The sequence below is a fragment of the Paraburkholderia sp. D1E genome, assembly GCF_052682275.1.
This window is the reverse complement of record NZ_JBQYMB010000001.1, coordinates 7,568,362-7,589,113: the sequence shown is the minus strand read 5'-3', so window position 1 is coordinate 7,589,113 and position 20,752 is coordinate 7,568,362. Positions and strand designations below refer to the sequence as shown.

Here is a 20,752-nt window from a genome sequence, read left to right as displayed (position 1 = left end):
CCCAAAATGGGGCACGAAGTCCTTTTTGCACTTGAAGATTCATTGTATCGGAATATTTTTCCGCGATGAATGAAGCCGCTTGAAATTTTGCTTGACTTAGTCAGCATAACCATAAAAAATGGAATCTCATTTCGAAAGACGGTTTCAGGTTCTGTATTTTGAAGTTTTGAACCAACCGTGGTCCGCGGAGTGTCTGCTCGAGTCCCCTGTAAGTGCACGCAGCGCCTGTTTCACGGCCAATCTCGCGCCGGCCCCACTTTCGAATACCGTCTCTCAGGTTCTAGCACGGCCCTCGGAATGGCTAGAACTTTTTAAGGCGTCACGGTAACGTGACGCCTTTTTTTTGTCCTATGGGCGCACAACAAAGTCTGCGGCATTCACTAAACGCGCCTTTGCATGCAACAAAGTCTGCAGGTTTCGGATTTTTGCTGTTGCGCCGCAGCAATTCCGGGTCTTTTGCCATCGCCCTCGAAATCGAGGTGCGGGCCGTCAGTCCGAGCGGACATTCCCATTCAGAAGTTACTTAATTCGCCCTGCGGCGGGTTTTTTGCCGGTATCAAACCAGCAGTTGCCAGGTTTCAACGCCTACCACGCGCGCCAATGCGTCCAAGGTATCGAGGCGCCTTCCCTGTTCTTCAGCCGGCACGCTCGTCAAAACTTTTCTACCCAAGGACGCAGCTCGACCTCCCATGTCCACGCGCTGCGATGTTGACGATGAATATGGAGGTATTCCCTGGCTATGGCGTCAGGGTCCAGCCATTTGTCGTCAGTGCCGCCGTTGTCCGGTTGCGTCCGGCCACTGGCGATACCGCCGTCGATGACAAAGTGGGCAACGTGAATATTCCGTGGGGCGAGTTCTCGGGCCATAGATTGGGCCATCCCCCGCAACGCGAATTTGCCCATCGCGAATGGCGTCGAACCCGGTAGCCCTTTCACACTCGCCGTAGCGCCGGTCAGGAGGATGGTGCCGCTGCCGCGCGCCAGCATTCGAACGGCTGCGGCCTGGGCTACGAGAAAGCCACCGACTGCGGTCACTTTAAGCGCATCCTCAAGTTTCTCTGCGTCGATGTCTTCGACTGCCGCGCGATAGCGGCCACTCGCGTTGTAGACAACGAGGTCGGGAGCGCCGAAGGCGTTCTCTACGCGGTTAAAGAGTGCTTTAACATCGTCCGGTCGACTCGCGTCGCAATTCAAGGCGAGAGCCCCCGTTTCGTCGACGAGGTCGGTCAGCTTGCTGGTGTCTCGGGCAGCAAGCGCAACCTGCATACCCTCTGCTGCAAACAGTCGCGCGAGCGAAGCACTCAATCCCATTCCCGCGCCCACAATCAAGGCTGTCTCGGTTCGACTCATGGTTCCTCCGGATTCAACAGGGACTGGATCTGCTACGTATGAACGAAGTTAGCAATTCCAGCGCGTGTGACTGCATCCGTATCGGCACACTCTAACTTTTTAGCGGAGTGGGTTACGCGATGCACGCTTCGTCATATTGTCCGCCGGCAACATGCCCGGCAGGGCCTCCACAAAGAAATCCGCTTGCAATGCGGCCCCAGCCTGCACGTCGTACTGTGCAAAGTCGCGCACACCGGCTGCCAGCAGAACTTCGTCGTCGAGGAAGAAGTTTCCCGAGCATTCTGTGGCCGGGCGCGTCAGGATAAAGTGGGCCGCGTCGGCGACTATCTCAGGCGTGCGGCATGCTGCAATCATGTCCTTACCGCCAATCTCATTTCGCACGGCAGCGGTTGCAATAGCCGTTCGAGGCCATAGCGAATTGACGGCGACACCCCGGTCTTTGAACTCTCCGGCAAGAGCTAGTGTGAACAGGCTCATCGTGTATTTGGCAATGGTGTATGCCGGAAAGTCGCTAAACCATTTTGCGTCCTGGACCAACGGAGGCGACAGCGTAAGGATGTGCGGGTTCGACGAATTGAGGAGGTGAGGCAGGCAGGCCTGTGCACATACGAACGTCCCTCTGCCATTGACCCCATGCATCAGGTCGTATCGTTTGACGGGGGTGTCGAGCGTGCCAGTCAGTCGAATGGCGCTGGCGTTGTTCACGAGGATATCGATGCCACCGAACAAGCCAACGGCCTCGGCAACTGCCGCTTTCACGCGTTCTTCGTCGCGGATATCCACAACAAGCGGAAGCGCCTTGCCGCCAGCCGCTTCAACAGCGGCCGCCGCCGTATGAATCGTACCCTCGAGACGCGGGTCTGGCTCCGCGGTCTTTGCGCAAATCACGATATTCGCGCCGTCGCGTGCGGCTCTGAGTGCAATCGCGAGTCCGATGCCGCGACTGCCACCGGACATGAATAGTGTCTTGCCTGCAAGGCTCATAGTCGTCTCCTGATGATTTAAAGCAGCATACGCTTCTGCGTTCATTGGCGCGCAGAGGGCAGCGCGGACTTCCGTCGCAGACCTCCTTCAACAGGGATACCCGCGAACCCGGCATGGGCGTAGCGGGGCCGTATTGTTTGCTCTGTAGCAATTGTGATTTCACGCTATTGGTATAGAAAAAAGATAGGCGCCGCCTAAACTGACTCTTGTCAGTGGCGCGGGTCTCATCCGACTTGTGGCGCTCTTATCAATCGCATTTGGGATTCGTCATGAAAAGCAAACTTCTTGCGGCTCTGCTCATCGCAGCTACTACCGCTATCGCTGCGCCTGCATTTGCCAGCGGCTATGGCCCGGCACCTTTCTACCGTCCTTCGGTGGGCGCGCCAGCGTCACAGCGAGGCCAGAATGCGCAAACCGTTGCAGCCGAACGCAACGATGCGGTTGGCTCCGTTAATGATTCGTACGGCGGCGTAGTTGCCTCATCTTCGGAATCTGGCAGCCGTCAGCCTGCCGAGTCTGTTGGCCGCATGTACGCAGGCCACTAATCTGAAGGTCGTCTGCTGCCAGAGGGTGTAGCGAGGTGTTGATATGTTGAAGATTATCGAGGCTGCAGTGTTCGTGGGTGCGCTGATGCTGTATCTGGTGCCGGCAATGATTGCAGACGCTAGAGAACGCGAAGACGCCTTTGCGGTGACCATGGTGAACATCCTGCTCGGATGGACGGTTATCGGTTGGTTCGCAGCGCTAGTATGGGCGCAGCATCCGGTCAGCGACCGGCGGATGAAACACTTCGCCAGGCGGGCACAACGTGCGGTCGCACGGGTCACCATTGATGCAATAGTTGCTCGAGCTGGAAGTCGTGCTGGTTCAATTCCTGTGTTCAACCCTCGCCTGGTTCCCATGGTCGCGCGAATCGCAGCAAGCAGTCGTCGCCAACAAAGAGGTTAGCCGTTGTCGCGGATCACGCATGAATGGGTGGTTTGGCATTCGGAAGCCGGACACCGTGCGGTGCTTCCCTTTCGAACGGTCGACTCGATTGAGCATGGTGAAAATGCGTTGACCAGTTAAAGGTATTTTTTTGGGAGATTGAAAATGGATGTACCTGTTACCGAAGTGCAAATTCGTACGCTCGCGTTCTATCTTTGGGAGAAAGAAGGAAGTCCCGACGGGCGTTCCCAGGAGTATTGGGAAAAGGCATGGCAGCAGCTAGGCGCAGATGGCACGCTGGCAGCGTTGGATTCAGATACTGGCTCGGTGTGACTGGAGCGGCGAAGCGGAGGTCCCGCGCAAATATTCGACGCTCTAGTCTCACCGACGTTCGCCCGCCCTGCGTTTAATGCAGCGATAGAGTTCGAGTGCCAACGCGCAGTCGCTCTCCGGGACTGCTATTAGCACGAGGTCGTCTTGCCGTTGAAACTCGACGGACCCACCATCAAAGTCAGCTGCACGGCATATCAGTGATCAGTAGCGAGGCGGCGGTGGCCGACGATGTGGAGGCGGTCGATGATGATGTCGCCGAGGCGGCGGCAGCGGCCTGCATCTGCGAACAAGATGGCCGTGAACCCAGACACGCCGGCATTCCATGCGCGGACGCGCGCTGGCCTCGGTGGGCAGCGCCAGAATCGTGGTTGCGACCAACAAAGTGGCCAGTATGGCTTTGTACATAAATCTCCAATGAAAAATCGAGCGTTGCGCCGCTAGCGTGAGCAGATTGAGATAGACGCTTTTTTCTGAACAAGCGTTTTGCTTACATAAGAGGACCGTCACAGATGCTGACAGTTCCCGCACCGGCAGTATCGCTGTTCTCCCGCTCAATCATCCACGAGTCAGATATTATTAGTCTGTCAAACCGCAGTGGCGCTTTCTGCTACGCGAGGCCACTGGAGCGATGCCAACGCGCGAACGTATCGCGCTGCCGCGCAGTCTCTATTCATAGCGGCGGGACCTCCCGCTGCCAGCCCCCCCCTTTATTCTGCTTCCCATGCGCCCCACGCTCATCAAATGGCTTTTCATTGTCTACCTTCTCGGCAGTGGGACACTTTATTCAATAGGGATACTGGCGCTCTTCCCATTCGTCGGGAGGGCCGGCCGTTATTGGCTTGCTGTGCAGTGGTGTCGTGCGATGGTTGCCGTGATGCGGTGGTTACCCGGCATCACATGCTCGGTGGAAGGACTCGAGCACCTTCCGGAAGGTCCTTCCATCATCTTGTGCCGTCACGAATCCACATGGGAGACGCTTGCATTTCTCGCGCTATTGCCGCGACGCATCAGCTTTGTTTTTAAGGAAGACCTTCTGCGTATTCCGTTCTTCGGGTGGGTGCTGCGCGGCCTCGATATGGTCAGCCTGAATCGTGGCTCGCCCCGCCAGGCTCACCTGGCCGTGACACAGGAGTGTGCCGGGCGGCTGGCAAAGGGCGACGTTGTGGTCATATTCCCGGAGGGCACCCGGGTGCAACACGGTGCGCCGTTGAGACTGACGTCGGGTGGTATTCGTCTCGCCTGCGCGACTGGCGCTCCGGTCGTCCCAGTCGTCCACAACGCCGGAAAAGTCTGGCCAGCGAAAGGGTGGCCCGTTGGGGTGGGGCACATCGACGTTGTCATCGGTCCAGCATTCCCGTCCCAGGACACATCGCAACAGGAATTGAGTCGCGCAGTTCACGACTGGATGAAAGCTGAGTTGCTCCGGCTTTGATGGCTTCAGTGCCGTGAGGCTTCTTCATTCTGTACCGCCGGGGGTTGCGGGAAAGAAGGCTGTCGCGACGAAGTCTCCGGCTGCGAAGGAGGCCGTTTCTGCTGTCAAGATAGACCTTACAGCTTCAGCCATGAAAAAGCGCGAGCGTACCACCTCGCGTTTCGTACTGTTTCTCGTTTCGTTATTCCTGGCTCGGAGACTTGCTGCGCGCCATGCATGTCGTCAAGAAACTCTCTATTCATCGACTGCTCGATTAGAAGAAGTTCTGGCGTTACAAAAGGGGCTAGATGCATGGCGTGTCCTCCGATGCTCATAACAAGCAAGTTGGGAACCAGCAGAGTTTCCGCTGCCGCGAGTCCGCTTGAACGACGACCAAGCACCGCATCAGTGAATGGATTCAGGAGCACGCACCTTCTCCGGGCATCATGCATAAAGACGAAGCGTTGAATATGGCCATCCCAGGCGCTAAAGCAACCTCGTTTGCGGTTGATCCGGTAACTGCTCGCGGGCGCTGGTTTCCCGTGACCCCGCACTCGCCCGACCGTCTCAGCAGTTTTACGGCGCGATTTCGCCGAAATCAGCGTGGGCGCGACAACCGCCTTGCCGCCCAACGGGGTTGCGCACATATGTTGCCGAGAAACTCGACGACCGTCAGTGCACCGAGATATGAAGTGACGCCTGTGCGCGCGTCGAGCAGCGGGTTGACCTCGACAAAGTCAAAACCTGCGACATCGTGACTTACTGCAATGGCTTTCAATGAGTCCCGCAAGTCGGCATACGACATGCCGTCCGGCTCCGCGGAGACACAACCCGGCGTCAACGACATATCCATGACGTCGACATCGATGCTGACATATACGCGGGACCCCTCCGGCAGCAGCGCCGCGATGCCTTCCGGTCCGAGGTCACGGAACTCGTTAATGGGAACAACGCGGTTGCCTGAGGCGAACACATCCTCGATGTGGGCGGGCGCGTGCCGAAGACTGCGGATGCCTACCTGCGTCAGGCTCAACGTGTTGGGCAACGCGGCGACATGTCGGAAGGCGTGACCGTTTGTGTGCTCCATATCATGTTCGAAGGTCGCGAAATCAGTGTGCGCGTCGAAGTGAATGACGTGCAGCTTCTCGTCGAAAGCACGGAAGATTGAGTCGGTGATTGAGTGGTCGCCGCCTAGCGCCACAGGCATGGCGCCACGCTCGAGAATCCCGCGCGTCATCCCGGTGATGTTCTCGAAGGTACGCTCGACGTTAGTCGGATGGATGTCGACATCGCCGACGTCGGCGATTAGCCCATTACGCATTTCTTCGACGAGATACTGCTTGCGGGTGCGCGGGTCGAAATAGCCACCCTCGCCTCCGCCAAAACGCAGTGAGTGTTCTCTCAGCGACCGTGGCGCCATCCGCGAACCAGGAAAGAACGGCGAACCTTCGTCGAACGGCACGCCGAACACGGCTATCGCTGCATCAAGTTTAGTCAGGTCCTCGCAAATCCGCGAGCGAAGGAAGGACGGAATTCCGACATAGGGTCGATTTACGCGCTGCATAGCTGAACGGCTCCTGTGAACCCGAGGTTTCGATTGAGTGATGAGGTAGGGCAAAGGGCTACCCGGTCGCCACTGGAGCGACAGTCCCGAGGCGCTCTGGCGCGGCATGTTGAAGGAACGCGCGCAGACGTTCGGTGCGGGGCGAGGCAAGCAATGATTGAGGCGCACCTTCCTCGACAATGCGCCCGCCCTCCATAAACGCGATTCGATTTGCCAGCGCTGCCGCGAATCCGACGCTGTGTGTGACGACAAGCATCGTCGTCCCTTGACTAGCAAGGGTCTTCAACAACGCCAGCACTTCGCCGACGAGTTCAGGGTCGAGCGCGGAGGTCGGCTCGTCGAACAGCATCACGGCGGGGTCCATCGCGAGCGCACGCGCTATTGCCACACGCTGGCGCTGTCCTCCCGACAGTGAATGGACAGGTCGTTTTGCGAACGCCCCAAGTCCCAGCCGTGATAGCAGTGATTCTCCGCGGCGCTCTGCTTCTGCCCGCGGCCGGCCGAGCACCACGCACTGCGCACGGACGACGTTCTCCAACGCCGTCATATGCGGCCACAAGTTCAGTTGCTGAAAGACAAGCCCGATGCTTGGCCGCATCCTGTCGATGGCCGTGCGCGACTGATTTTCGATAACACCAGTGCCTACGCGCGTTCGTCCGAATGGCTTGCCGCCGACCTCGATGAAGCCGTCATCGGGCGGTTCCAACCAGGTCACACAGCGCAGCAGGGTGCTCTTGCCGCAACCGCTCGGTCCAAGCAAGGCGACAATTTCGCCCTCCCGCACGTCGAGATAGAAGTCGTCGAGCACAGTCGTGTTGCCATATCGTTTTTGAAGCGCTGATAGACGTAGCGCAATTCCGCCTGCACTCATTGCACGCCCCGTTTTTCGAGAGATAGGTAGCGCTCGGCAAGCGCGTTTCGTGAGATGCGGACGTCTTGCGCTCCGCCCGTGTGGCGTTCCAGCCATCGAGCTGCTTCCGCGGTGGCAATGGCTATAAGCCAGTAAAGTCCAGCAACAGCGGCGAACACTTCGAATGGTGCAAAGGTGTTCCCTTGCACGATTAAGCCCTGGTAGCTGAGTTCAGGTACCGTCACCGACGAGAGCACGGCAGACTCCTTCATCATCGTCAGTGTCACGTTTGTGGACGGCGGCACGAGCGCGCGCAGGATTTGCGGCACGATGACATGGCGCGTGGCCTGGAATGGCGACATGCCGATTGCACGCGCTGACTGATACTGTCCCGTTGGCAGAGCCTCCACGGCCGCGCGAATAACCTCGGCGTAATACACGCTCGCAAATGTTGCGAGCGAGACGGTGCCGGTGACGATTGACGGCAAACGCACGCCGGCGAACGGCAGTCCGTAGTGCACGACAAACAGCAGAATGATGAAAGGCACACCGCGAATAAGCGTAATCCACCCACCCGAAAGCAGACGCAGCAGCCGTTGTGGGGCAATACGCATGAGCGCCAGCAGTATTCCCATCAAGTAGCCGATCAGGAGCGCGCAGACGCAGATTTCAAGCGTCAGTAATGCGCCATGCAGAAAGAGCGGCGCATTGTCAAAAATAATGGATGGGTCGAATTTCATTGGTGCAATCCCGGTGGCGCGCTCAGGAGCGCAATGCGACCTTGTGCTCGATGATGTGCGCGCCCGCGTTGAGCATCAGATTGATGAGCACGAACATCAACGCAGCACCGAGCAGGGTTTCAAAAGGACGGAACGATTCGGCCGCGATTTGCTGCGCGGTGCGCAGAACATCCACGACGGTAATGACCGACAGTAGTGCCGTGCCCTTAACGACAATCGACGCTTCATTAACGAGAACGGGCAGTGCACGGCGCAGCACCTGCGGCAGGACGATGTATCGCCAGATTGATGCTGGGCGCAGCCCAAGGGCCGTCGCCGCCTCGACTTGACCGGGGTCGAGCGTTCCAAGGCCAGCGCGCAAAATCTCGCTGACGAACACCATGCTATTGAAGGCCAACGCTGCGACGCCGGCGGTCGGGGCGCTTAGATTCAGGCCCGCCGCGGGCAGTACATAGAAGAAGATGAAAATCTGGATGAGCAATGGCGTGCCACGCACAAAGCTAATGACTACAGCAATGACACTGTTTATCCAACCAATTTTGGCTGCTCGCAATATGGTCAAAGCTGTGCCGAGCACAAGGGCCATCAAAATAGCAATTGCAGCGAGGCGGAGGTTCGTCAGCGCCGCCGAAGCGAGCGCGGGCAGCACGGACCACAGATAGTCGATGTGAAATTTCATCGCACTGCTCCTCTGCGAGGACTAGATTGCGCCGGGCGGCAGGTAGCCACTGTCGGGAATCTTCATCTCGTAGCCGAACCACTTTTTCTGTAGTGCGCCGAGGCGGCCGTCGTCACGCATCTTGCGAATGACGCCCGAAATGAAGTCGCGCAAGTCCTTGTCTTCGGGACGCGTCACCCACGCGAGATAGGTGTAGGCGCCGTCGAGTTGGACCGGACCGCCGAGCCTGAAATCATCCGGATGTTGCTTGACGAGCACCGCGAGATTCGGCAACGACTGGACAACGCTATCGACCTCGCCATTCGACAAGGCGACGTAGGTATCAGGGAACGATGTGTAGAGTTTGAGCTGCTTGAACCCGCTGCCTCCTGCAGCCTTGAGCTTTGCGTCCAGCGCTCGAGCGACGGGTTCGGTCGACGAGGCAAGCTGCGTCGCGACGACCTTGCCGTTCAGGTCGGACGCCTTCAGAGACTCCCCCTTTCGGTCCAGGAGATAGGGCATGCCGTCGGCAATCGGCAGCGTGTACGCATACCGCTTCGCGCGCTCCTCGTTGATGCCTACTGTCGTAGCGACGAAATCGAACTTGCCGGCCAGCACACCGGGCAGAATGCCTTGGAACGGAAGGTCCATCTGAACCAGTCTGGCGTGCAGTTCCTTGACGACCTCGGCAAGAATGTCGGACCCGTATCCCACAATCTTGCCATTCTGCACAAACTCAAAGGGCGGATACGCGGCTTCGGTACCGACCGTCACCGTCCCCGTGCGCCGGATCTTTTCCAGTGTCGTTTCGGCGAGCGCGCTATGCGACATCGCCAGCAAGGCTGTGCAAAATGTGGCTGCGATGCTCGCACGAGCCTTTCTTGAAATATGCATCATGATATTCCCCGGGGTATTGTGGCGAAGAAGGTGTTTGCTCAGACGCGCGGCACATCGAAGTAGTCGGCTCGGACCGCGGCTCCAATCAGATTGACGATAAGACGTCCTGCAGTGATGCAGGAAATCATGTTCACGTCGATTGAGGGCGTAATTTCGACGATGTCCATGCCCACGACGCGCCCCTTGCGCACCAGGCCGTGAATGAGCTTGCGTACCTGGTGGAAGGTGAGACCTCCTGGCGCCGGACCTTCGACAGCCGGCATGACGGTCGGGTCGAGCCCGTCGGCGTCGATAGTGAGGTAGTAGCGGCCTCCGTCCGGAATCATTGCGAGAACGGAATCGATGCCTTCGTCGTGCACCTGGAAAGCGGGCACGATATGCGAGCCGTATGCGGCGGCCGCGACAACTTCTTCAGGACGTGCGCTGCCTTGTGCGCGCATGCCAATCTGAAAGATGTCCTTGACGTGCGGCATCTCCGACGCGCGACGAATCGGGCTCGACAAACCATCGCGCACGCCGTTCACGTTGTCGCGCCAGTCGAGATGTGCATCCACGTGCACGATGGTGATTGGGCCTTCGTCCGCGAACCCGCGCAGCACCGGCGTCGTGATGCCGTGGTCGCCTCCGATGGTGATGGGCAGCGCGCCTTTTGCGAGAATCTTGCGAATTGCCTGCTCGGCGCGTGCATAGTGGCTGCGGAGATCATTGAAGTCGGCTGGGACATTGCCGACATCGACCACTTTCAGCGCGCGTCCGTCGTAGATTGGGCCGCCGACATCGTAGTCGTAGCGCTCTAGTGACCGGCACACTCGGTCTGTGACCGACCGCACAGCGTCGGGTGCGTGAATCTGGTCATTTGAGATGGCTCTGGCATCGTAGGCGCTCCCGAAGGGCAGCCCCATGATTGCAACATGTGCTTCAAGCTTGTCAAGGTCGGTCTGGATAGGCGAATACAGAAAACTTTGATGTGCAGCGCGGGGTGGTACGGTGAGCGGCAGGTTCATGTTCTCTCCTGGAGATGGCGATTGAGAAGTGAACCCAGTCTAGGAGGTCGAATAAATGCGAAGGAGTGCCGCCAAAATAACCATGCGTGCAAGTCGCGCAACCTTCAAACCGCAGTGCTCTCTGGCATTGTCTTTGCATCTGCGGGAAGTAGGGAGGAACGCATGAAACTCGTCCATGATTCGCACCACTCCAGTGCAGCTGCGTTCAATGTTGGGTCAAAGCCCGACACATCGGCTAACGGCGTTTCGATTGGCGAGGGCGACTTGCGGCTCTTTAGAATCTTCCGCGCGGTCGCTGAGGCTGGCGGTCTCGCTGCTGCCGAGACGGAATTGGGAATGGACAGGTCGACGATTAGCCGTCAACTGGCTGCGCTGGAGGCCCGACTTAGCGCGCGATTGTGCTTCAGGGGCCCCGGTGGCTTTGAATTAACAGAATTCGGGCGCGCGGTGCTGCGAGCCGCAATTAACGCGCACGATACCCTGCAGATGATTGGCCACGAACTCAATCGTGCGCGCAGCGTGATGACAGGCAGCTTGCATATCGGTATCGCCGATAACTGCCTGACCAATCCCGAATGCAAACTTGTGACAACACTGACCAGGTTCAGACAGCTTGCGCCAGACGTAACCGTCCATTTGTCGATACACCTCCCGTCTGACCTTCTTGCGAAACTCGCCGATCGACAACTTCAACTTGCCATTACGGGGACCACACGTGGTGTGACCGGCACAATGGTCGGTGACGTGCACCTTCGATGCATGGCACTCTTTAAAGAAGTGTTCAAGCTGTACGTTGCGCGGACCGATGACCCACCACCAACGCTCAGTAGCCTGCTGGCGCATGGCTACGAGTTGATTGTGCGTGAACGGGACCCTCACACGTCTCGCCTCGTCGAATGTCTCGGCATCGCACGGCATGGCGTATCTGTAGGTTTGGAGGCGGTCGCAACGCTTTTAGCGAGCGGCTGTTTTGCAGGATTTCTCCCAACGCACTATGCGGAGTCGCTAGACGCGCGATGGCGATTCGTGCCTGTTCAAGACGCGGAGGAACTCAACTACACCACGCTCTTTTCACTTGTACAAGTCGAAGACAGGCAACTTGCGCCGAGCACGGACCTGTTCGTGCGCCTTTTGCAGGAAACACATTTGGGCGTAGAGAACGAAAACATCGTAGTCACGGCGTAGTCGCCGGCCCTGACCGTCTCCTGGCCACCGTGACTCCAAAGCGCCCGCACACGGAATCTGCAGTAGCCCTTAGGGACGCAGGCTTTGTCGCGACAGTCGCGCGGCGATGATGCCGCCAGGTTTGGCCTCACGCCTGCCCTGGAGAGAGGCCAGTCCGATCGTTCCGGGCCGCAAGCAGCTCCGTCAGCAACGCTTCTCCTGACCACGCCGGACGAACTGCACGCTGTTCGGCCGCACGCACCAGCGCGCACAGACGCGCATTCACCGGCGCGCGCTGTCCGCAGCGTTCGGCCAGACGCAGCACTTCGCCGTTGATCCAGTCGATTTCCGTTACGCGTCCTTCTGCCAGATCATCGGACATTGAAGAGCGCGCTAGCGGATCGATTGCCAGCATCGTTCTCGCGAGTCGTTCGAACAGTGCATCGGGTGTGTTCAGGAGATGGGGGATCCAGTTGGCGGGGAGTGACGTCAACCTGGCCGGCCGTATGCCGGATAGGGTGAGTAGTGCGAGCGCTTCGGTTTGTGCGAGAGCCAGGCAATGCCGATACGCACGCTGTGAGAGCTCTTCTTTCAGCGGCCGGTTCGACAGTGCGTTGATCGCGTTGTTGAGGTTGAGCAGGAGTTTCGCCCATTGCACTGGCAGGATGTCCGCATGCAGAGTGAGGGGTAAGCCGGCATCGCGAAAGTCGGCGACAAACGGCAATAAAGCCGGGGCTGTCTGAACGGCCAGATGACCGGTCGATCCCTGGTGGAAGGCGCCTCGACCGTCGCCCACTACATTGAATGGCACCATGCCGGCCAGAACAGTATGCCGAGGCAGTGCGGCACGCAGGATATCGGCATTGCCCAAACCATTCTGGAAGCTGACCACGAGCGCGTCTGGGCGGAGCACAGTCGCAAGCTCCGCCGCCGCCACAGGTGTGCCCGCGGACTTCACGGTCACCAGTACGAGGTCCGCCGTCGCGGCGGCCGCCGCATCGGTCGAATAATCGATGCGGGACGGCGGCACGTGCCAGTGTCCCGAGCGATAGTCGGACAGCGCGAGGCCATGCTCGCGCAGTTCAGTCCCCGCCCGCGCGCGCCCGACAAAGCTGACTTCGCTTCCCGCGGCCAGCAGCCTGCCACCGATATAGCAGCCGACCGAGCCGGCGCCATACACACAAATCGTCGCCATGAAAATCTCGCGTGAGTGGGGATGCCATTATGTGCGATACGAAGTTTCGTCCCGAAGACCCCGCGCCAACTCCACAAATTGCATCGCCCGGGCGTTGGCGTCCCCATGGCGGTGAACGATGTATAGCGTGGTGATGGTGTCGGTTTCGTCCAGGTGTCTGAACACAACGCCCGGCACCGCGATGGTCTGCAGCGTCGACGGCACGAGCGAAATCCCGAGACCGGTGGCGGTCAGTCCGATCAGGGTGGACGCCTGTTGGGCCTCCTGGACGACCTGGGGTTTGAATCCGCGCTTTGCGCACAACGCGACAATCTTTTCGTAAACCGCGACCCCTGCTTGCCGCGGATAGGCGATGAACGGCTCGTCGCGCAGATCCTTAAGCTTGATCGATGGGGCACTGGCGAGCCGATGCCGCGCATGCATGGCGAGCAGTAGCGGCTCTTCCATCAGAGGCGTGAACACCAGATCGGTGGGTGGCGCGCTTTCGGGCATCCGCAGCAAACCGACGTCAATTTCGCGCTGCTCGATCGCCTCAATCTGCCGGGATGACGACAACTCCAGCAGCGTGATGTTGACCTTTGGACGTTGCGTCCGGTACGCGTGAATCAGCTTCGGGAAAAACGGCGACAGCGTCGAAGCGTTGGTAAAGCCGACTCGCAAACGCCCAACCTCGCCGCTAACGGTCTCCCAGACGCTTTCCTTTGCGTGTTCGATCCGCGCGAGGATCGCCCGTGCATCCTCCAGCAACGCCAGCCCCGCCTCGGTCAGCGCAACAGTGCGGCGCGTGCGGTGGAAGAGCCGCGCGCCCAGTTCCGCCTCCAGCGACTGGATCGCAAGACTCAACGGCGCCTGCGTAATGCCCAGCCGCTCGGCGCTGCGCCGGAAATGCAGTTCCTGCGCCAGCACCACGAAAAATTCCAGATGACGGATATTCATTGATTTGCTCTGTAAATCAATAAGCTTGATTTGGAGAATAAATCAAAACTGTTTCCGGGGCGATACTGTCTTCCACCAACACAACGACGGAGACAGCATGAACGGTGCGGAACTGGTCGAACGCCTGCGAGCGCGACACAAGATCATTGCGCTGGGAATTCGCGCCTCGCGCACGACGGATGCGGTCCGCTGGGCCAAAGCGGCCGGCTACGACACGATCTGGGTGGATATGGAGCACAGTTCGCTGCCGGTCGACACCGTGGCGCAACTGTGCTCCTGCGCGGTCGACCTCGGCCTGATGCCGTGGGTGCGCGTACCGGAACGCGATTACGGCACCATCAACCGCGTGCTGGATGGCGGTGCGCTCGGCATCATCGTGCCGCGCGTCGAGACCGCCGAGCAGGCGCGCGATGCGGTGATCGCCACGCGCTTTCCGCCGCTTGGCCAGCGTTCGCAACTGGCGACGCTGCCCTACGTCAACTTCGAGAAACTTCCCGCTCGCGAACTCAACCGGCGTCTGAACGAGGCGACCGTGCTCAAGGTGCTGATCGAAAGCCGGGCCGGCGTCGAAGCCGCTGATGCGATCGCGGCGATCGAAGGCGTCGACGTGCTCGCGCTAGGTTGCAACGATCTCTCCGCCGATCTGGGCCACACCGGCGAATCGGCGCATCCCGAAGTCGTGGCGGCGTGCCGCAAGGTGATTGCAGCGGCACAGCGGCACGGCAAGGTGGTGATCGTGGGCGGAATGCCGGAGTGCGAGGCGCTCAACGAATTGCGCCGCGAGGGCGCCGCGCCTTTCATCTTCGCCGGCATCGACAGCGATGTTTATCTGGCGGCGTTGCGCGAGCGCGTCGAGCAGGCACGTCAACTTTAATTCGAACTCTTATTTTCAGATCATGGCAGAAACCCCGCTGATTTCCACGCCGATGCGTGACTATGAAACCTTGACGCGCCCGTCGTTCACGATGCCGCCGCTCGCTTGCGACGCGCACATGCACGTGTTCGGCCCCGAGGACAAATACCCAAAAGTCGAGCATCCGCACTACACGCTGCCGGACGGCAAGCTCTCGCACTATCTCCAGATGATGAGCGTGCTGCACCTGAAGCGTTTCGTGATCGTGCAGCCGAGTTTTTACGGTACGGACAACCGTTGTCTGATCGACGCGCTGCATGTGGCAGGTTCGATCGCACGCGGTGTCGTGATGATCGAGGAGGGCACGGACGCGGCGACGCTCGACAGCTTCCATCAGTCCGGTGTTCGCGCGGTGCGCCTCGATCTGTTTGCGCGTTCCGGGCTGCCGACCGTCGAGATCCAGCAGTACATCACACGGATGGCCCGTTTGTGCTCAAGCCTCGGCTGGCACGTGCAGTTCTATGCGCCGGGCTGGGTCGTGCGCAATCTGATTCCGTTTCTCGCCGACGTACAGACCGATTTCGTCATCGATCACATGGGCTACATGCTCGAAGAAGACGGTCTCACGCAAGCGGATTTCGACCGTCTGCTCAGCTTGCTGAAAGATGGTAGCTGCTGGCTTAAACTCAGTGCGCCGTACCGGATCGCCAAACATCGCGGCTATGAAGCCGTGGCGCCGATGGCCGAAGCGATCATCAAGGCTGCGCCGCAGAAAGTGATCTGGGGTTCGGACTGGCCGCACATTCCCGATTCGACGCGCGACACCGGCGAATTGCTGAATCTGCTCGGTGCGTGGACCCACGATCCGGCGGTGCACAAGATGATCCTGTCCGACAACCCCGCACGGTTGTTCGATTACTGAGCGACAGTTTGAGCGGCAACTGAACGATTATTGAGGCGGCACCCACTCACTATGCCCTATCAACCCAACGCAGCGTTTGCCGGTCTCTTTCGCGCGTTCACGTCGGACCCGCAGAGCATCGGCGCGCATCTGACAGAGCAGATGGCGCAGCAGCAAGCGGACGACCCGTTGCTCGTGTCGACCGGCAGCGACATCGTGCTGTTTCCCGGCGCGGGGCGTGCGCCGACGATCGAGAGTTTTCGCAAATCGACGCGTGGCTTCATCGAGTTGACGGCGGTATCGCATCTGCCGCTGGCGCTGGCTTACCTTGCGCGAATGCGCGAACTGTCGCCGCACGACGACACGTGGCAACACGACGCGTTGAACCTGCGCGTCCATGCGCAGGAAACCCGCGCGGCGAACTCGCTCGCGCTCTGGCGCGATCAGGTCGCGGTCGAGAGTTTCGCGGGCCACGAGCAGAAGATTGCCGATCTCGTCGACTACACCTGCGGCGTGACGATCGATCTGCTCGACCGGGCCGAGCAAGATCATTCGCTGCTGACCTTCGCGCGCCTGAACGACGAGTACTTCGCCGCGCCGCGTACGAGCGCGTTTCCTGTGCCGATGAACGACGTGATGTTCGCGACCTTCGGGCTTGCGTTTCTCGACATCGTCTACCGCATCGGCAACTGGTTGCGCGCGCAAGCACTCGACTGGAACCGCCTGATGGTGCTCGTCAGCGGCCGCTCGGGCAGGCCGACCGCCGGTGTCACGTGGGCGTCGAACAACATGTGCTATCTGGTGTGGTGCGCGTCGAATCGCGTGTTGCTGCCCGAACGCGTGTTCGTCGCGCCGCACGCACCGTCGTTCTCGGTCGCCGAATTGCCAGACGCCGCAGGCCTCGCGGAACTGGAACGCACGTATCGGGCGTTGTGGCTCAACACCCGTTCGAGTATCGATGTCGCGCGCTCACTGTTTCCCGGGCAGCAACCGTATCGGTTCGATCCGGCGCCGGCCGACGGCATGCCGCCCATCACATCAGTCGACGATCACGATGCGACCGCGGCTCGCCTGCGCCGCATCATGGAAGATCCGACGCAACTGCTGTCCAACTGCGTCGCCGATTACATCGTCGATCAGTTGTACCGCAACGGCAATCAGCCGCAAAAAGTTGAGATTCCTGGTTTTACGAATGTGACTTTCCCGAGCACCGTGCAGTCATAGCGACGGCCGCTGGATCAATACCCGCGCGCAAGGGCATCCGCGCGGGTCATAAAAAAACGCCCTTGATGAAGGAGACAGGCTTCATGAACTCACTTGCACAAGAGCCGTCGGCGGGTCCGCCGCTCAGCAACGTGCTGCGCATCACGCTGGTGTGCTTCGCGGTGTCGATGATCGATGGCTTCGACACGCTGATGTTGTCGTTCGTCGCGCCGTTGCTGGCGAAGTCGTTGCAGATCGATCACGCAACACTGGGGCGCGTGTTTGGCGCCGGCTTCATCGGCACCGTGCTCGGCTCGCTGATTATCGGGCCGCTGGCAGACCGTTTCGGTCGGCGCCCGATGCTACTGCTGGCGCTCGCCGTAACGGGCATTTTCACGCTTGGCTGTGCTTTTTCCACCTCGGCGACGATGCTGGCCGCGCTCCGCTTTCTCGGCGGCCTCGGCATGGGTGGCGCCATTCCGCCGGTCGCGGCGATCACGGCTGAGAGCAGTTCACCGCAACGCCGCTCTTCGCTGGTGATTCTGATGTTCATCGGCTTTCCGCTTGGCGCGGTGGTGGGCGGTGCGATCACCGCGGCGTTGATGGTGCGCTTCGGCTGGCCGTTCGTGTTTCTGATGGGCGGCACCTTCGCGTTGCTCGCGCTGATCCCGGTGCTCCTCGTAATTCCGGCGCAAACCGTCAGCCGCGCCGAACGGGCGGCAGCACGACAGCACGCGGCGGCGCGCGGTCTGAACGTGGTCGGCAGCATGTTTACCGGCGGCCGGCTCCCGGCGACGCTGGCACTGTGGGTCAGCGTGTTGTCGAGCATGATCCTGTCGGGCTTCCTGGTCAGCTTCATGCCGACCATCCTCAACATGAACGGCGTCGAACCGGGCCGCGCTGCGCTCGGTTCGGTGTTGCTCAATTTAGGCGCCATCGGCGGCGCGCTGGTGATTTCGACACTGGTCAGCAAACGTGGGCCTTTTTTGCCGGTGGCCATTTCCTTTCTTGGCGGCGCGGTATTGACGGTGGCGCTCGGCCAGATCATCGGTGCGGGGAATATCGCGCTGGCGATGCTGTTTGCGGTCGGCGCGTTTCTGGTCGGCGGCCAGTTGACGTTTCCGGCGATCGCCAGCTATCTCTTCCCCGCCAATGTACGGGCGGCCGGTGTCGGTTGGACATTGGCGATCGGACGCATTGGGTCGATCGTCGGGCCGGTGGTCGGCGGCATGCTTCTTTCGCAGCATCTGTCGTTCGAAACACTTTTCATGCTGGCGGCGATTCTCGCGGTAGGCGCGGCGCTAGGCCTGTGTCTCGCCAATGTGCTGCGGCCTCGCGAAAACGAGAGTGGACCGGTCACGCCGACTGCGTCTTTTGCGATCACGGGTTCGGAGCTGGGAGAAGCGGGTCATGGCAAAAACTGAATTGGGCGGGGGCCTGCTTACGACACTGCAGCAACTGCCCACCAGCGGTGCGCGCGCGGTCGAAGTCTTTACGACGGACGAGGGCACCTTTCTCGGCGTGCCACAACTCGCACGCGATGTACCGGGTGAGGCGCCTTACATGAATGCTGGCGACAGCGACATTGAAGCGCCGATCTACCGCTGGCAGGACGGCCGGTTCATCGAGCATGAAGCGCTGTCATTGCCCGGCGGCGAAGACCTCGAGTACTTCGAGATCGACGGCCGGCGCTTTCTCGCCGCGGCCGGCATTCGCAGCGGCAAGGGACCGTACGATCTCGACACCGACGCGGTGGTGTATGAACGCGTCGCCGGCACATGGGTGCCTCTGCAAAACTTTCCGGTATTCGCGGCGAAGCAGTGGATTGCCTTTTCGTTCGACTCGCGTCATTTCCTCGCTTTGGCGCAAGGCGTGGTGATCGACGGTGTCGTGCCGAAGCATCCACGCGAATCGTGCGTGTTCGAATGGAATGGCGAGCGCTTCGTGCCGTTTCAGACTTTCAATGGACAGTGGGGCTACAACTTCGCGTTCGTGTCATTCGGCGGTGAGCACTATCTCGCGTATGCGGACCATGTCAGCGGATCGTCGGTGAATCGCTGGGATGGCGAGAAGTTTGTGCCACTGCAAACGTTCGACGAAAACGGCGGCCGTGCATTCCGCTTTTTCGAAGCAGAGGGCGCGTTATGGCTGGTGCACGCGAACCTGATTAAACACACCACGCTTTATCGATTCGACGGCGCACGGTTTGTCGATATGCAAATGCTGGGCGGCCCGGGTGGACGCGAGCTGTGTCTGATCGACGGCAAAGAGGGGCGCTATCTGGTGCGCGTGTGCTTTATCACCGGAACGCCTAAAGCACCGGTTGTCGTGCAGCAATCGGAGATTTTCCAGTGGCGGGATGCGCGCTTCGAACGGGTGGGTGAGTTTGCGACGTCCGGTGCAACCGACGCCACCAGCTTTGTCGATAACGGTCAGCGCTATCTGGTAGTTAGCAATAGCCTGAGCGACGAGATCCGCTTTCGCACGGATTCGACGTTATACCGGTTCGACGGTTAGCGGCTAGACCCCGATATCAGTTACGCCCGGCGGCCCGCCGGGCAGTTCCACACGGGAACAGATTTCCCTCTTGCGGGGGAGGGCGACGCTTTGCCTTTTAAAAATAAAACATTGGAGACGAGCAATGAAAAAGTTTGCCTTGAGCTTAAGCGCAACCGCAGTACTGGCTTTGAGCAGTCCGATTGCGCATGCACAAAGCAGCGTGACGCTGTACGGCATTATCGATGCGGGTATTACTTACTTCAGCAACCTGAATGGCCATTCGACTTTCGTCGCCAACGACGGCTCGATCCAGTCGAATCGCTGGGGCTTGCGCGGCGTGGAGGATATCGGCGGCGGCACGCGGGTTATATTCGACCTGGAGAACGGTTTCAATCTCTACTCAGGCACGATGGTGCAATCGGGTGTGCTGTTTAGCCGCCAGGCATGGCTGGGTGTTGAAAATCAAACCTACGGCCGCTTCACGCTCGGCAAGCAGTACGACTTCTTCTGGGACAACCTCACGCAATTTGCCATGGGGCAAGTCGCCGGCCAGTACTCGTGGCATCCGGGCGACTTCGATCACCTTGCGGGCACGCTGCACATCAATAACGCGATCAAGTACACGTCGCCGAACTACGCGGGATTGCAAGCGGGCGCGCTGTATGCATTTCCTTCGCAATCCGTATCAGCTGGAACCGGGCGCGTGATTGCATTTGGACTGCGTTATTCGAATGGTCCGCTGAACCTCGGCGCTGCGTATACCGATACACATGATCTCGGCCTGAATGGGCCGAGCCAGGCCGGCACGACATTCTTCCCCGATCTTCCCGCCACGCCAGTGCTGGCGAACAGCGTCAGCAGCTTTGGGGTGGGCGGCAGCTATCGCTTCGGCAGGAGCCTGACCCGCTTGTTGTTCACCGATACGCACTTTCGTATCGGTCACGACAACGGCTCGATGCCGACTTATGAAGTGAACGAAGTGTTTCAGTTCACGCCAGCCACCACGCTAATGGGCGGCTACTGGTACAGCAAGCTCGGCTCGCAGAAGTGGCAGAACGCGACGCTCCTGCTCGATTACGCGCTTTCGAAGCGCACCGATGTTTATACGAGCGCGACCTATCTGCGCGCATCGGGTGGCGCGGCGCCGGTTTTCCTGGGTGGGGGTGCGGCACCGGTGTTTACCAATGGCGTGTATGTCGGCACGGGTCAATCGTCGACTGCGGTGCGGGTAGGGATCCGTACGCTGTTCTAGCCCTGGTACGCCGGGAGCGAATGCGTAGCGT

21 protein-coding genes are annotated in these 20,752 nt (G+C 59.7%); 11 read left to right on the top strand and 10 right to left on the bottom strand.

Going from position 1 to position 20,752, the window contains the following annotated elements; translation table 11 throughout:
* Positions 1-651 precede the first annotated feature (651 nt).
* Both ACUN0E_RS34090 and ACUN0E_RS34085 read right to left on the bottom strand, forming a co-directional pair.
* Entirely contained in the window at positions 652-1,350 is a 699-nt protein-coding gene (locus ACUN0E_RS34090) for an SDR family NAD(P)-dependent oxidoreductase (RefSeq protein ID WP_408510721.1), read from the bottom strand.
* A gap of 99 nt (positions 1,351-1,449) precedes the next feature.
* Positions 1,450-2,334 carry an SDR family oxidoreductase gene (locus ACUN0E_RS34085; protein ID WP_445569375.1) on the bottom strand — a complete coding sequence of 295 codons (885 nt, stop codon included), beginning with the start codon at positions 2,332-2,334 and terminating at the stop codon, positions 1,450-1,452.
* Positions 2,335-2,603: 269 nt separating this feature from the next.
* Here ACUN0E_RS34085 and ACUN0E_RS34080 point away from each other — a divergent pair, with 269 nt between their 5' ends.
* From ACUN0E_RS34080 to ACUN0E_RS34065, 4 genes are all read left to right on the top strand, one after another.
* Complete coding sequence (locus tag ACUN0E_RS34080) at positions 2,604-2,879, top strand: hypothetical protein (protein ID WP_445569374.1); 276 nt, start codon at positions 2,604-2,606, stop codon at positions 2,877-2,879.
* A gap of 43 nt (positions 2,880-2,922) precedes the next feature.
* Positions 2,923-3,282, top strand: coding sequence for a superinfection immunity protein (locus tag ACUN0E_RS34075; protein WP_445569373.1), 360 nt, complete (start codon positions 2,923-2,925; stop codon positions 3,280-3,282).
* Positions 3,283-3,426: 144 nt separating this feature from the next.
* Positions 3,427-3,594: a DUF2934 domain-containing protein gene (locus ACUN0E_RS34070; protein WP_445569372.1), complete on the top strand. Its 168-nt coding sequence runs from the start codon at positions 3,427-3,429 to the stop codon at positions 3,592-3,594.
* Between the two features lie 721 nt (positions 3,595-4,315).
* Positions 4,316-5,026 (top strand): lysophospholipid acyltransferase family protein, encoded by a 711-nt coding sequence (locus ACUN0E_RS34065; RefSeq protein WP_408233040.1) that lies wholly within the window; start codon positions 4,316-4,318, stop codon positions 5,024-5,026.
* A 577-nt stretch (positions 5,027-5,603) separates the two neighbouring features.
* Here the strand turns inward: ACUN0E_RS34065 and ACUN0E_RS34060 are convergent.
* The 6 genes from ACUN0E_RS34060 to ACUN0E_RS34035 are packed head-to-tail and all read right to left on the bottom strand — an operon-like array spanning position 5,604 to position 10,718.
* On the bottom strand, positions 5,604-6,677 hold the full coding sequence (locus ACUN0E_RS34060) for an arginase family protein (protein ID WP_445569371.1): 1,074 nt from the start codon (positions 6,675-6,677) through the stop codon (positions 5,604-5,606).
* The gene (locus ACUN0E_RS34055) at positions 6,628-7,440 is read right to left on the bottom strand and encodes an amino acid ABC transporter ATP-binding protein (RefSeq protein WP_445569370.1); all 813 of its coding nucleotides are present in this window, start codon (positions 7,438-7,440) and stop codon (positions 6,628-6,630) included. The genes ACUN0E_RS34060 and ACUN0E_RS34055 overlap by 50 nt, the downstream gene beginning before the upstream one ends.
* Positions 7,437-8,159: an amino acid ABC transporter permease gene (locus ACUN0E_RS34050; protein WP_445569369.1), complete on the bottom strand. Its 723-nt coding sequence runs from the start codon at positions 8,157-8,159 to the stop codon at positions 7,437-7,439. Before ACUN0E_RS34050 ends, ACUN0E_RS34055 begins: the two co-directional genes overlap by 4 nt.
* A gap of 22 nt (positions 8,160-8,181) precedes the next feature.
* Complete coding sequence (locus ACUN0E_RS34045; RefSeq protein ID WP_408233027.1) at positions 8,182-8,838, bottom strand: amino acid ABC transporter permease; 657 nt, start codon at positions 8,836-8,838, stop codon at positions 8,182-8,184.
* Between the two features lie 21 nt (positions 8,839-8,859).
* Positions 8,860-9,714: a transporter substrate-binding domain-containing protein gene (locus ACUN0E_RS34040; RefSeq protein WP_408233024.1), complete on the bottom strand. Its 855-nt coding sequence runs from the start codon at positions 9,712-9,714 to the stop codon at positions 8,860-8,862.
* Positions 9,715-9,752: 38 nt separating this feature from the next.
* On the bottom strand, positions 9,753-10,718 hold the full coding sequence (locus ACUN0E_RS34035; RefSeq protein ID WP_445569368.1) for an agmatinase: 966 nt from the start codon (positions 10,716-10,718) through the stop codon (positions 9,753-9,755).
* A 162-nt stretch (positions 10,719-10,880) separates the two neighbouring features.
* On the opposite strand from ACUN0E_RS34035, the gene ACUN0E_RS34030 reads away from it, so the two are divergent.
* Positions 10,881-11,903 carry a LysR family transcriptional regulator gene (locus tag ACUN0E_RS34030; protein ID WP_445569367.1) on the top strand — a complete coding sequence of 341 codons (1,023 nt, stop codon included), beginning with the start codon at positions 10,881-10,883 and terminating at the stop codon, positions 11,901-11,903.
* A 127-nt stretch (positions 11,904-12,030) separates the two neighbouring features.
* Here ACUN0E_RS34030 and ACUN0E_RS34025 read toward each other — a convergent pair whose 3' ends face one another.
* Together ACUN0E_RS34025 and ACUN0E_RS34020 are read right to left on the bottom strand one after the other, a co-directional pair.
* On the bottom strand, positions 12,031-13,077 hold the full coding sequence (locus ACUN0E_RS34025) for a 2-dehydropantoate 2-reductase (RefSeq protein WP_445569366.1): 1,047 nt from the start codon (positions 13,075-13,077) through the stop codon (positions 12,031-12,033).
* 27 nt (positions 13,078-13,104) lie between these two features.
* On the bottom strand, positions 13,105-14,013 hold the full coding sequence (locus ACUN0E_RS34020; RefSeq protein ID WP_445569365.1) for a LysR family transcriptional regulator: 909 nt from the start codon (positions 14,011-14,013) through the stop codon (positions 13,105-13,107).
* A gap of 97 nt (positions 14,014-14,110) precedes the next feature.
* On the opposite strand from ACUN0E_RS34020, the gene ACUN0E_RS34015 reads away from it, so the two are divergent.
* From ACUN0E_RS34015 to ACUN0E_RS33990, 6 genes are all read left to right on the top strand, one after another.
* Positions 14,111-14,887 (top strand): HpcH/HpaI aldolase family protein, encoded by a 777-nt coding sequence (locus ACUN0E_RS34015; protein WP_445569364.1) that lies wholly within the window; start codon positions 14,111-14,113, stop codon positions 14,885-14,887.
* 22 nt (positions 14,888-14,909) lie between these two features.
* A complete protein-coding gene (locus ACUN0E_RS34010) occupies positions 14,910-15,788 on the top strand; it encodes an amidohydrolase family protein (RefSeq protein ID WP_445569363.1) in 879 nt (292 codons plus the stop codon).
* A gap of 51 nt (positions 15,789-15,839) precedes the next feature.
* On the top strand, positions 15,840-16,991 hold the full coding sequence (locus ACUN0E_RS34005; RefSeq protein ID WP_445569362.1) for a DUF5624 domain-containing protein: 1,152 nt from the start codon (positions 15,840-15,842) through the stop codon (positions 16,989-16,991).
* Positions 16,992-17,074: 83 nt separating this feature from the next.
* On the top strand, positions 17,075-18,394 hold the full coding sequence (locus ACUN0E_RS34000) for an MFS transporter (protein ID WP_445569361.1): 1,320 nt from the start codon (positions 17,075-17,077) through the stop codon (positions 18,392-18,394).
* The gene (locus tag ACUN0E_RS33995; protein WP_445569360.1) at positions 18,381-19,487 is read left to right on the top strand and encodes a hypothetical protein; all 1,107 of its coding nucleotides are present in this window, start codon (positions 18,381-18,383) and stop codon (positions 19,485-19,487) included. Before ACUN0E_RS34000 ends, ACUN0E_RS33995 begins: the two co-directional genes overlap by 14 nt.
* A 124-nt stretch (positions 19,488-19,611) precedes the next feature.
* Positions 19,612-20,721: a porin gene (locus tag ACUN0E_RS33990; RefSeq protein ID WP_408232997.1), complete on the top strand. Its 1,110-nt coding sequence runs from the start codon at positions 19,612-19,614 to the stop codon at positions 20,719-20,721.
* Positions 20,722-20,752 lie beyond the last annotated feature (31 nt).

Coding starts and splice junctions, on each gene's coding strand:
- ACUN0E_RS34090 (WP_408510721.1), bottom strand. CDS start 1,350: ATGAGTCGAACCGAGACAGCCTTGATTGTGGGCGCGGGAATGGGATTG.
- ACUN0E_RS34085 (WP_445569375.1), bottom strand. CDS start 2,334: ATGAGCCTTGCAGGCAAGACACTATTCATGTCCGGTGGCAGTCGCGGC.
- ACUN0E_RS34080 (WP_445569374.1), top strand. CDS start 2,604: ATGAAAAGCAAACTTCTTGCGGCTCTGCTCATCGCAGCTACTACCGCT.
- ACUN0E_RS34075 (WP_445569373.1), top strand. CDS start 2,923: ATGTTGAAGATTATCGAGGCTGCAGTGTTCGTGGGTGCGCTGATGCTG.
- ACUN0E_RS34070 (WP_445569372.1), top strand. CDS start 3,427: ATGGATGTACCTGTTACCGAAGTGCAAATTCGTACGCTCGCGTTCTAT.
- ACUN0E_RS34065 (WP_408233040.1), top strand. CDS start 4,316: ATGCGCCCCACGCTCATCAAATGGCTTTTCATTGTCTACCTTCTCGGC.
- ACUN0E_RS34060 (WP_445569371.1), bottom strand. CDS start 6,677: ATGCCGCGCCAGAGCGCCTCGGGACTGTCGCTCCAGTGGCGACCGGGT.
- ACUN0E_RS34055 (WP_445569370.1), bottom strand. CDS start 7,440: ATGAGTGCAGGCGGAATTGCGCTACGTCTATCAGCGCTTCAAAAACGA.
- ACUN0E_RS34050 (WP_445569369.1), bottom strand. CDS start 8,159: ATGAAATTCGACCCATCCATTATTTTTGACAATGCGCCGCTCTTTCTG.
- ACUN0E_RS34045 (WP_408233027.1), bottom strand. CDS start 8,838: ATGAAATTTCACATCGACTATCTGTGGTCCGTGCTGCCCGCGCTCGCT.
- ACUN0E_RS34040 (WP_408233024.1), bottom strand. CDS start 9,714: ATGATGCATATTTCAAGAAAGGCTCGTGCGAGCATCGCAGCCACATTT.
- ACUN0E_RS34035 (WP_445569368.1), bottom strand. CDS start 10,718: ATGAACCTGCCGCTCACCGTACCACCCCGCGCTGCACATCAAAGTTTT.
- ACUN0E_RS34030 (WP_445569367.1), top strand. CDS start 10,881: ATGAAACTCGTCCATGATTCGCACCACTCCAGTGCAGCTGCGTTCAAT.
- ACUN0E_RS34025 (WP_445569366.1), bottom strand. CDS start 13,077: ATGGCGACGATTTGTGTGTATGGCGCCGGCTCGGTCGGCTGCTATATC.
- ACUN0E_RS34020 (WP_445569365.1), bottom strand. CDS start 14,013: ATGAATATCCGTCATCTGGAATTTTTCGTGGTGCTGGCGCAGGAACTG.
- ACUN0E_RS34015 (WP_445569364.1), top strand. CDS start 14,111: ATGAACGGTGCGGAACTGGTCGAACGCCTGCGAGCGCGACACAAGATC.
- ACUN0E_RS34010 (WP_445569363.1), top strand. CDS start 14,910: ATGGCAGAAACCCCGCTGATTTCCACGCCGATGCGTGACTATGAAACC.
- ACUN0E_RS34005 (WP_445569362.1), top strand. CDS start 15,840: ATGCCCTATCAACCCAACGCAGCGTTTGCCGGTCTCTTTCGCGCGTTC.
- ACUN0E_RS34000 (WP_445569361.1), top strand. CDS start 17,075: ATGAACTCACTTGCACAAGAGCCGTCGGCGGGTCCGCCGCTCAGCAAC.
- ACUN0E_RS33995 (WP_445569360.1), top strand. CDS start 18,381: ATGGCAAAAACTGAATTGGGCGGGGGCCTGCTTACGACACTGCAGCAA.
- ACUN0E_RS33990 (WP_408232997.1), top strand. CDS start 19,612: ATGAAAAAGTTTGCCTTGAGCTTAAGCGCAACCGCAGTACTGGCTTTG.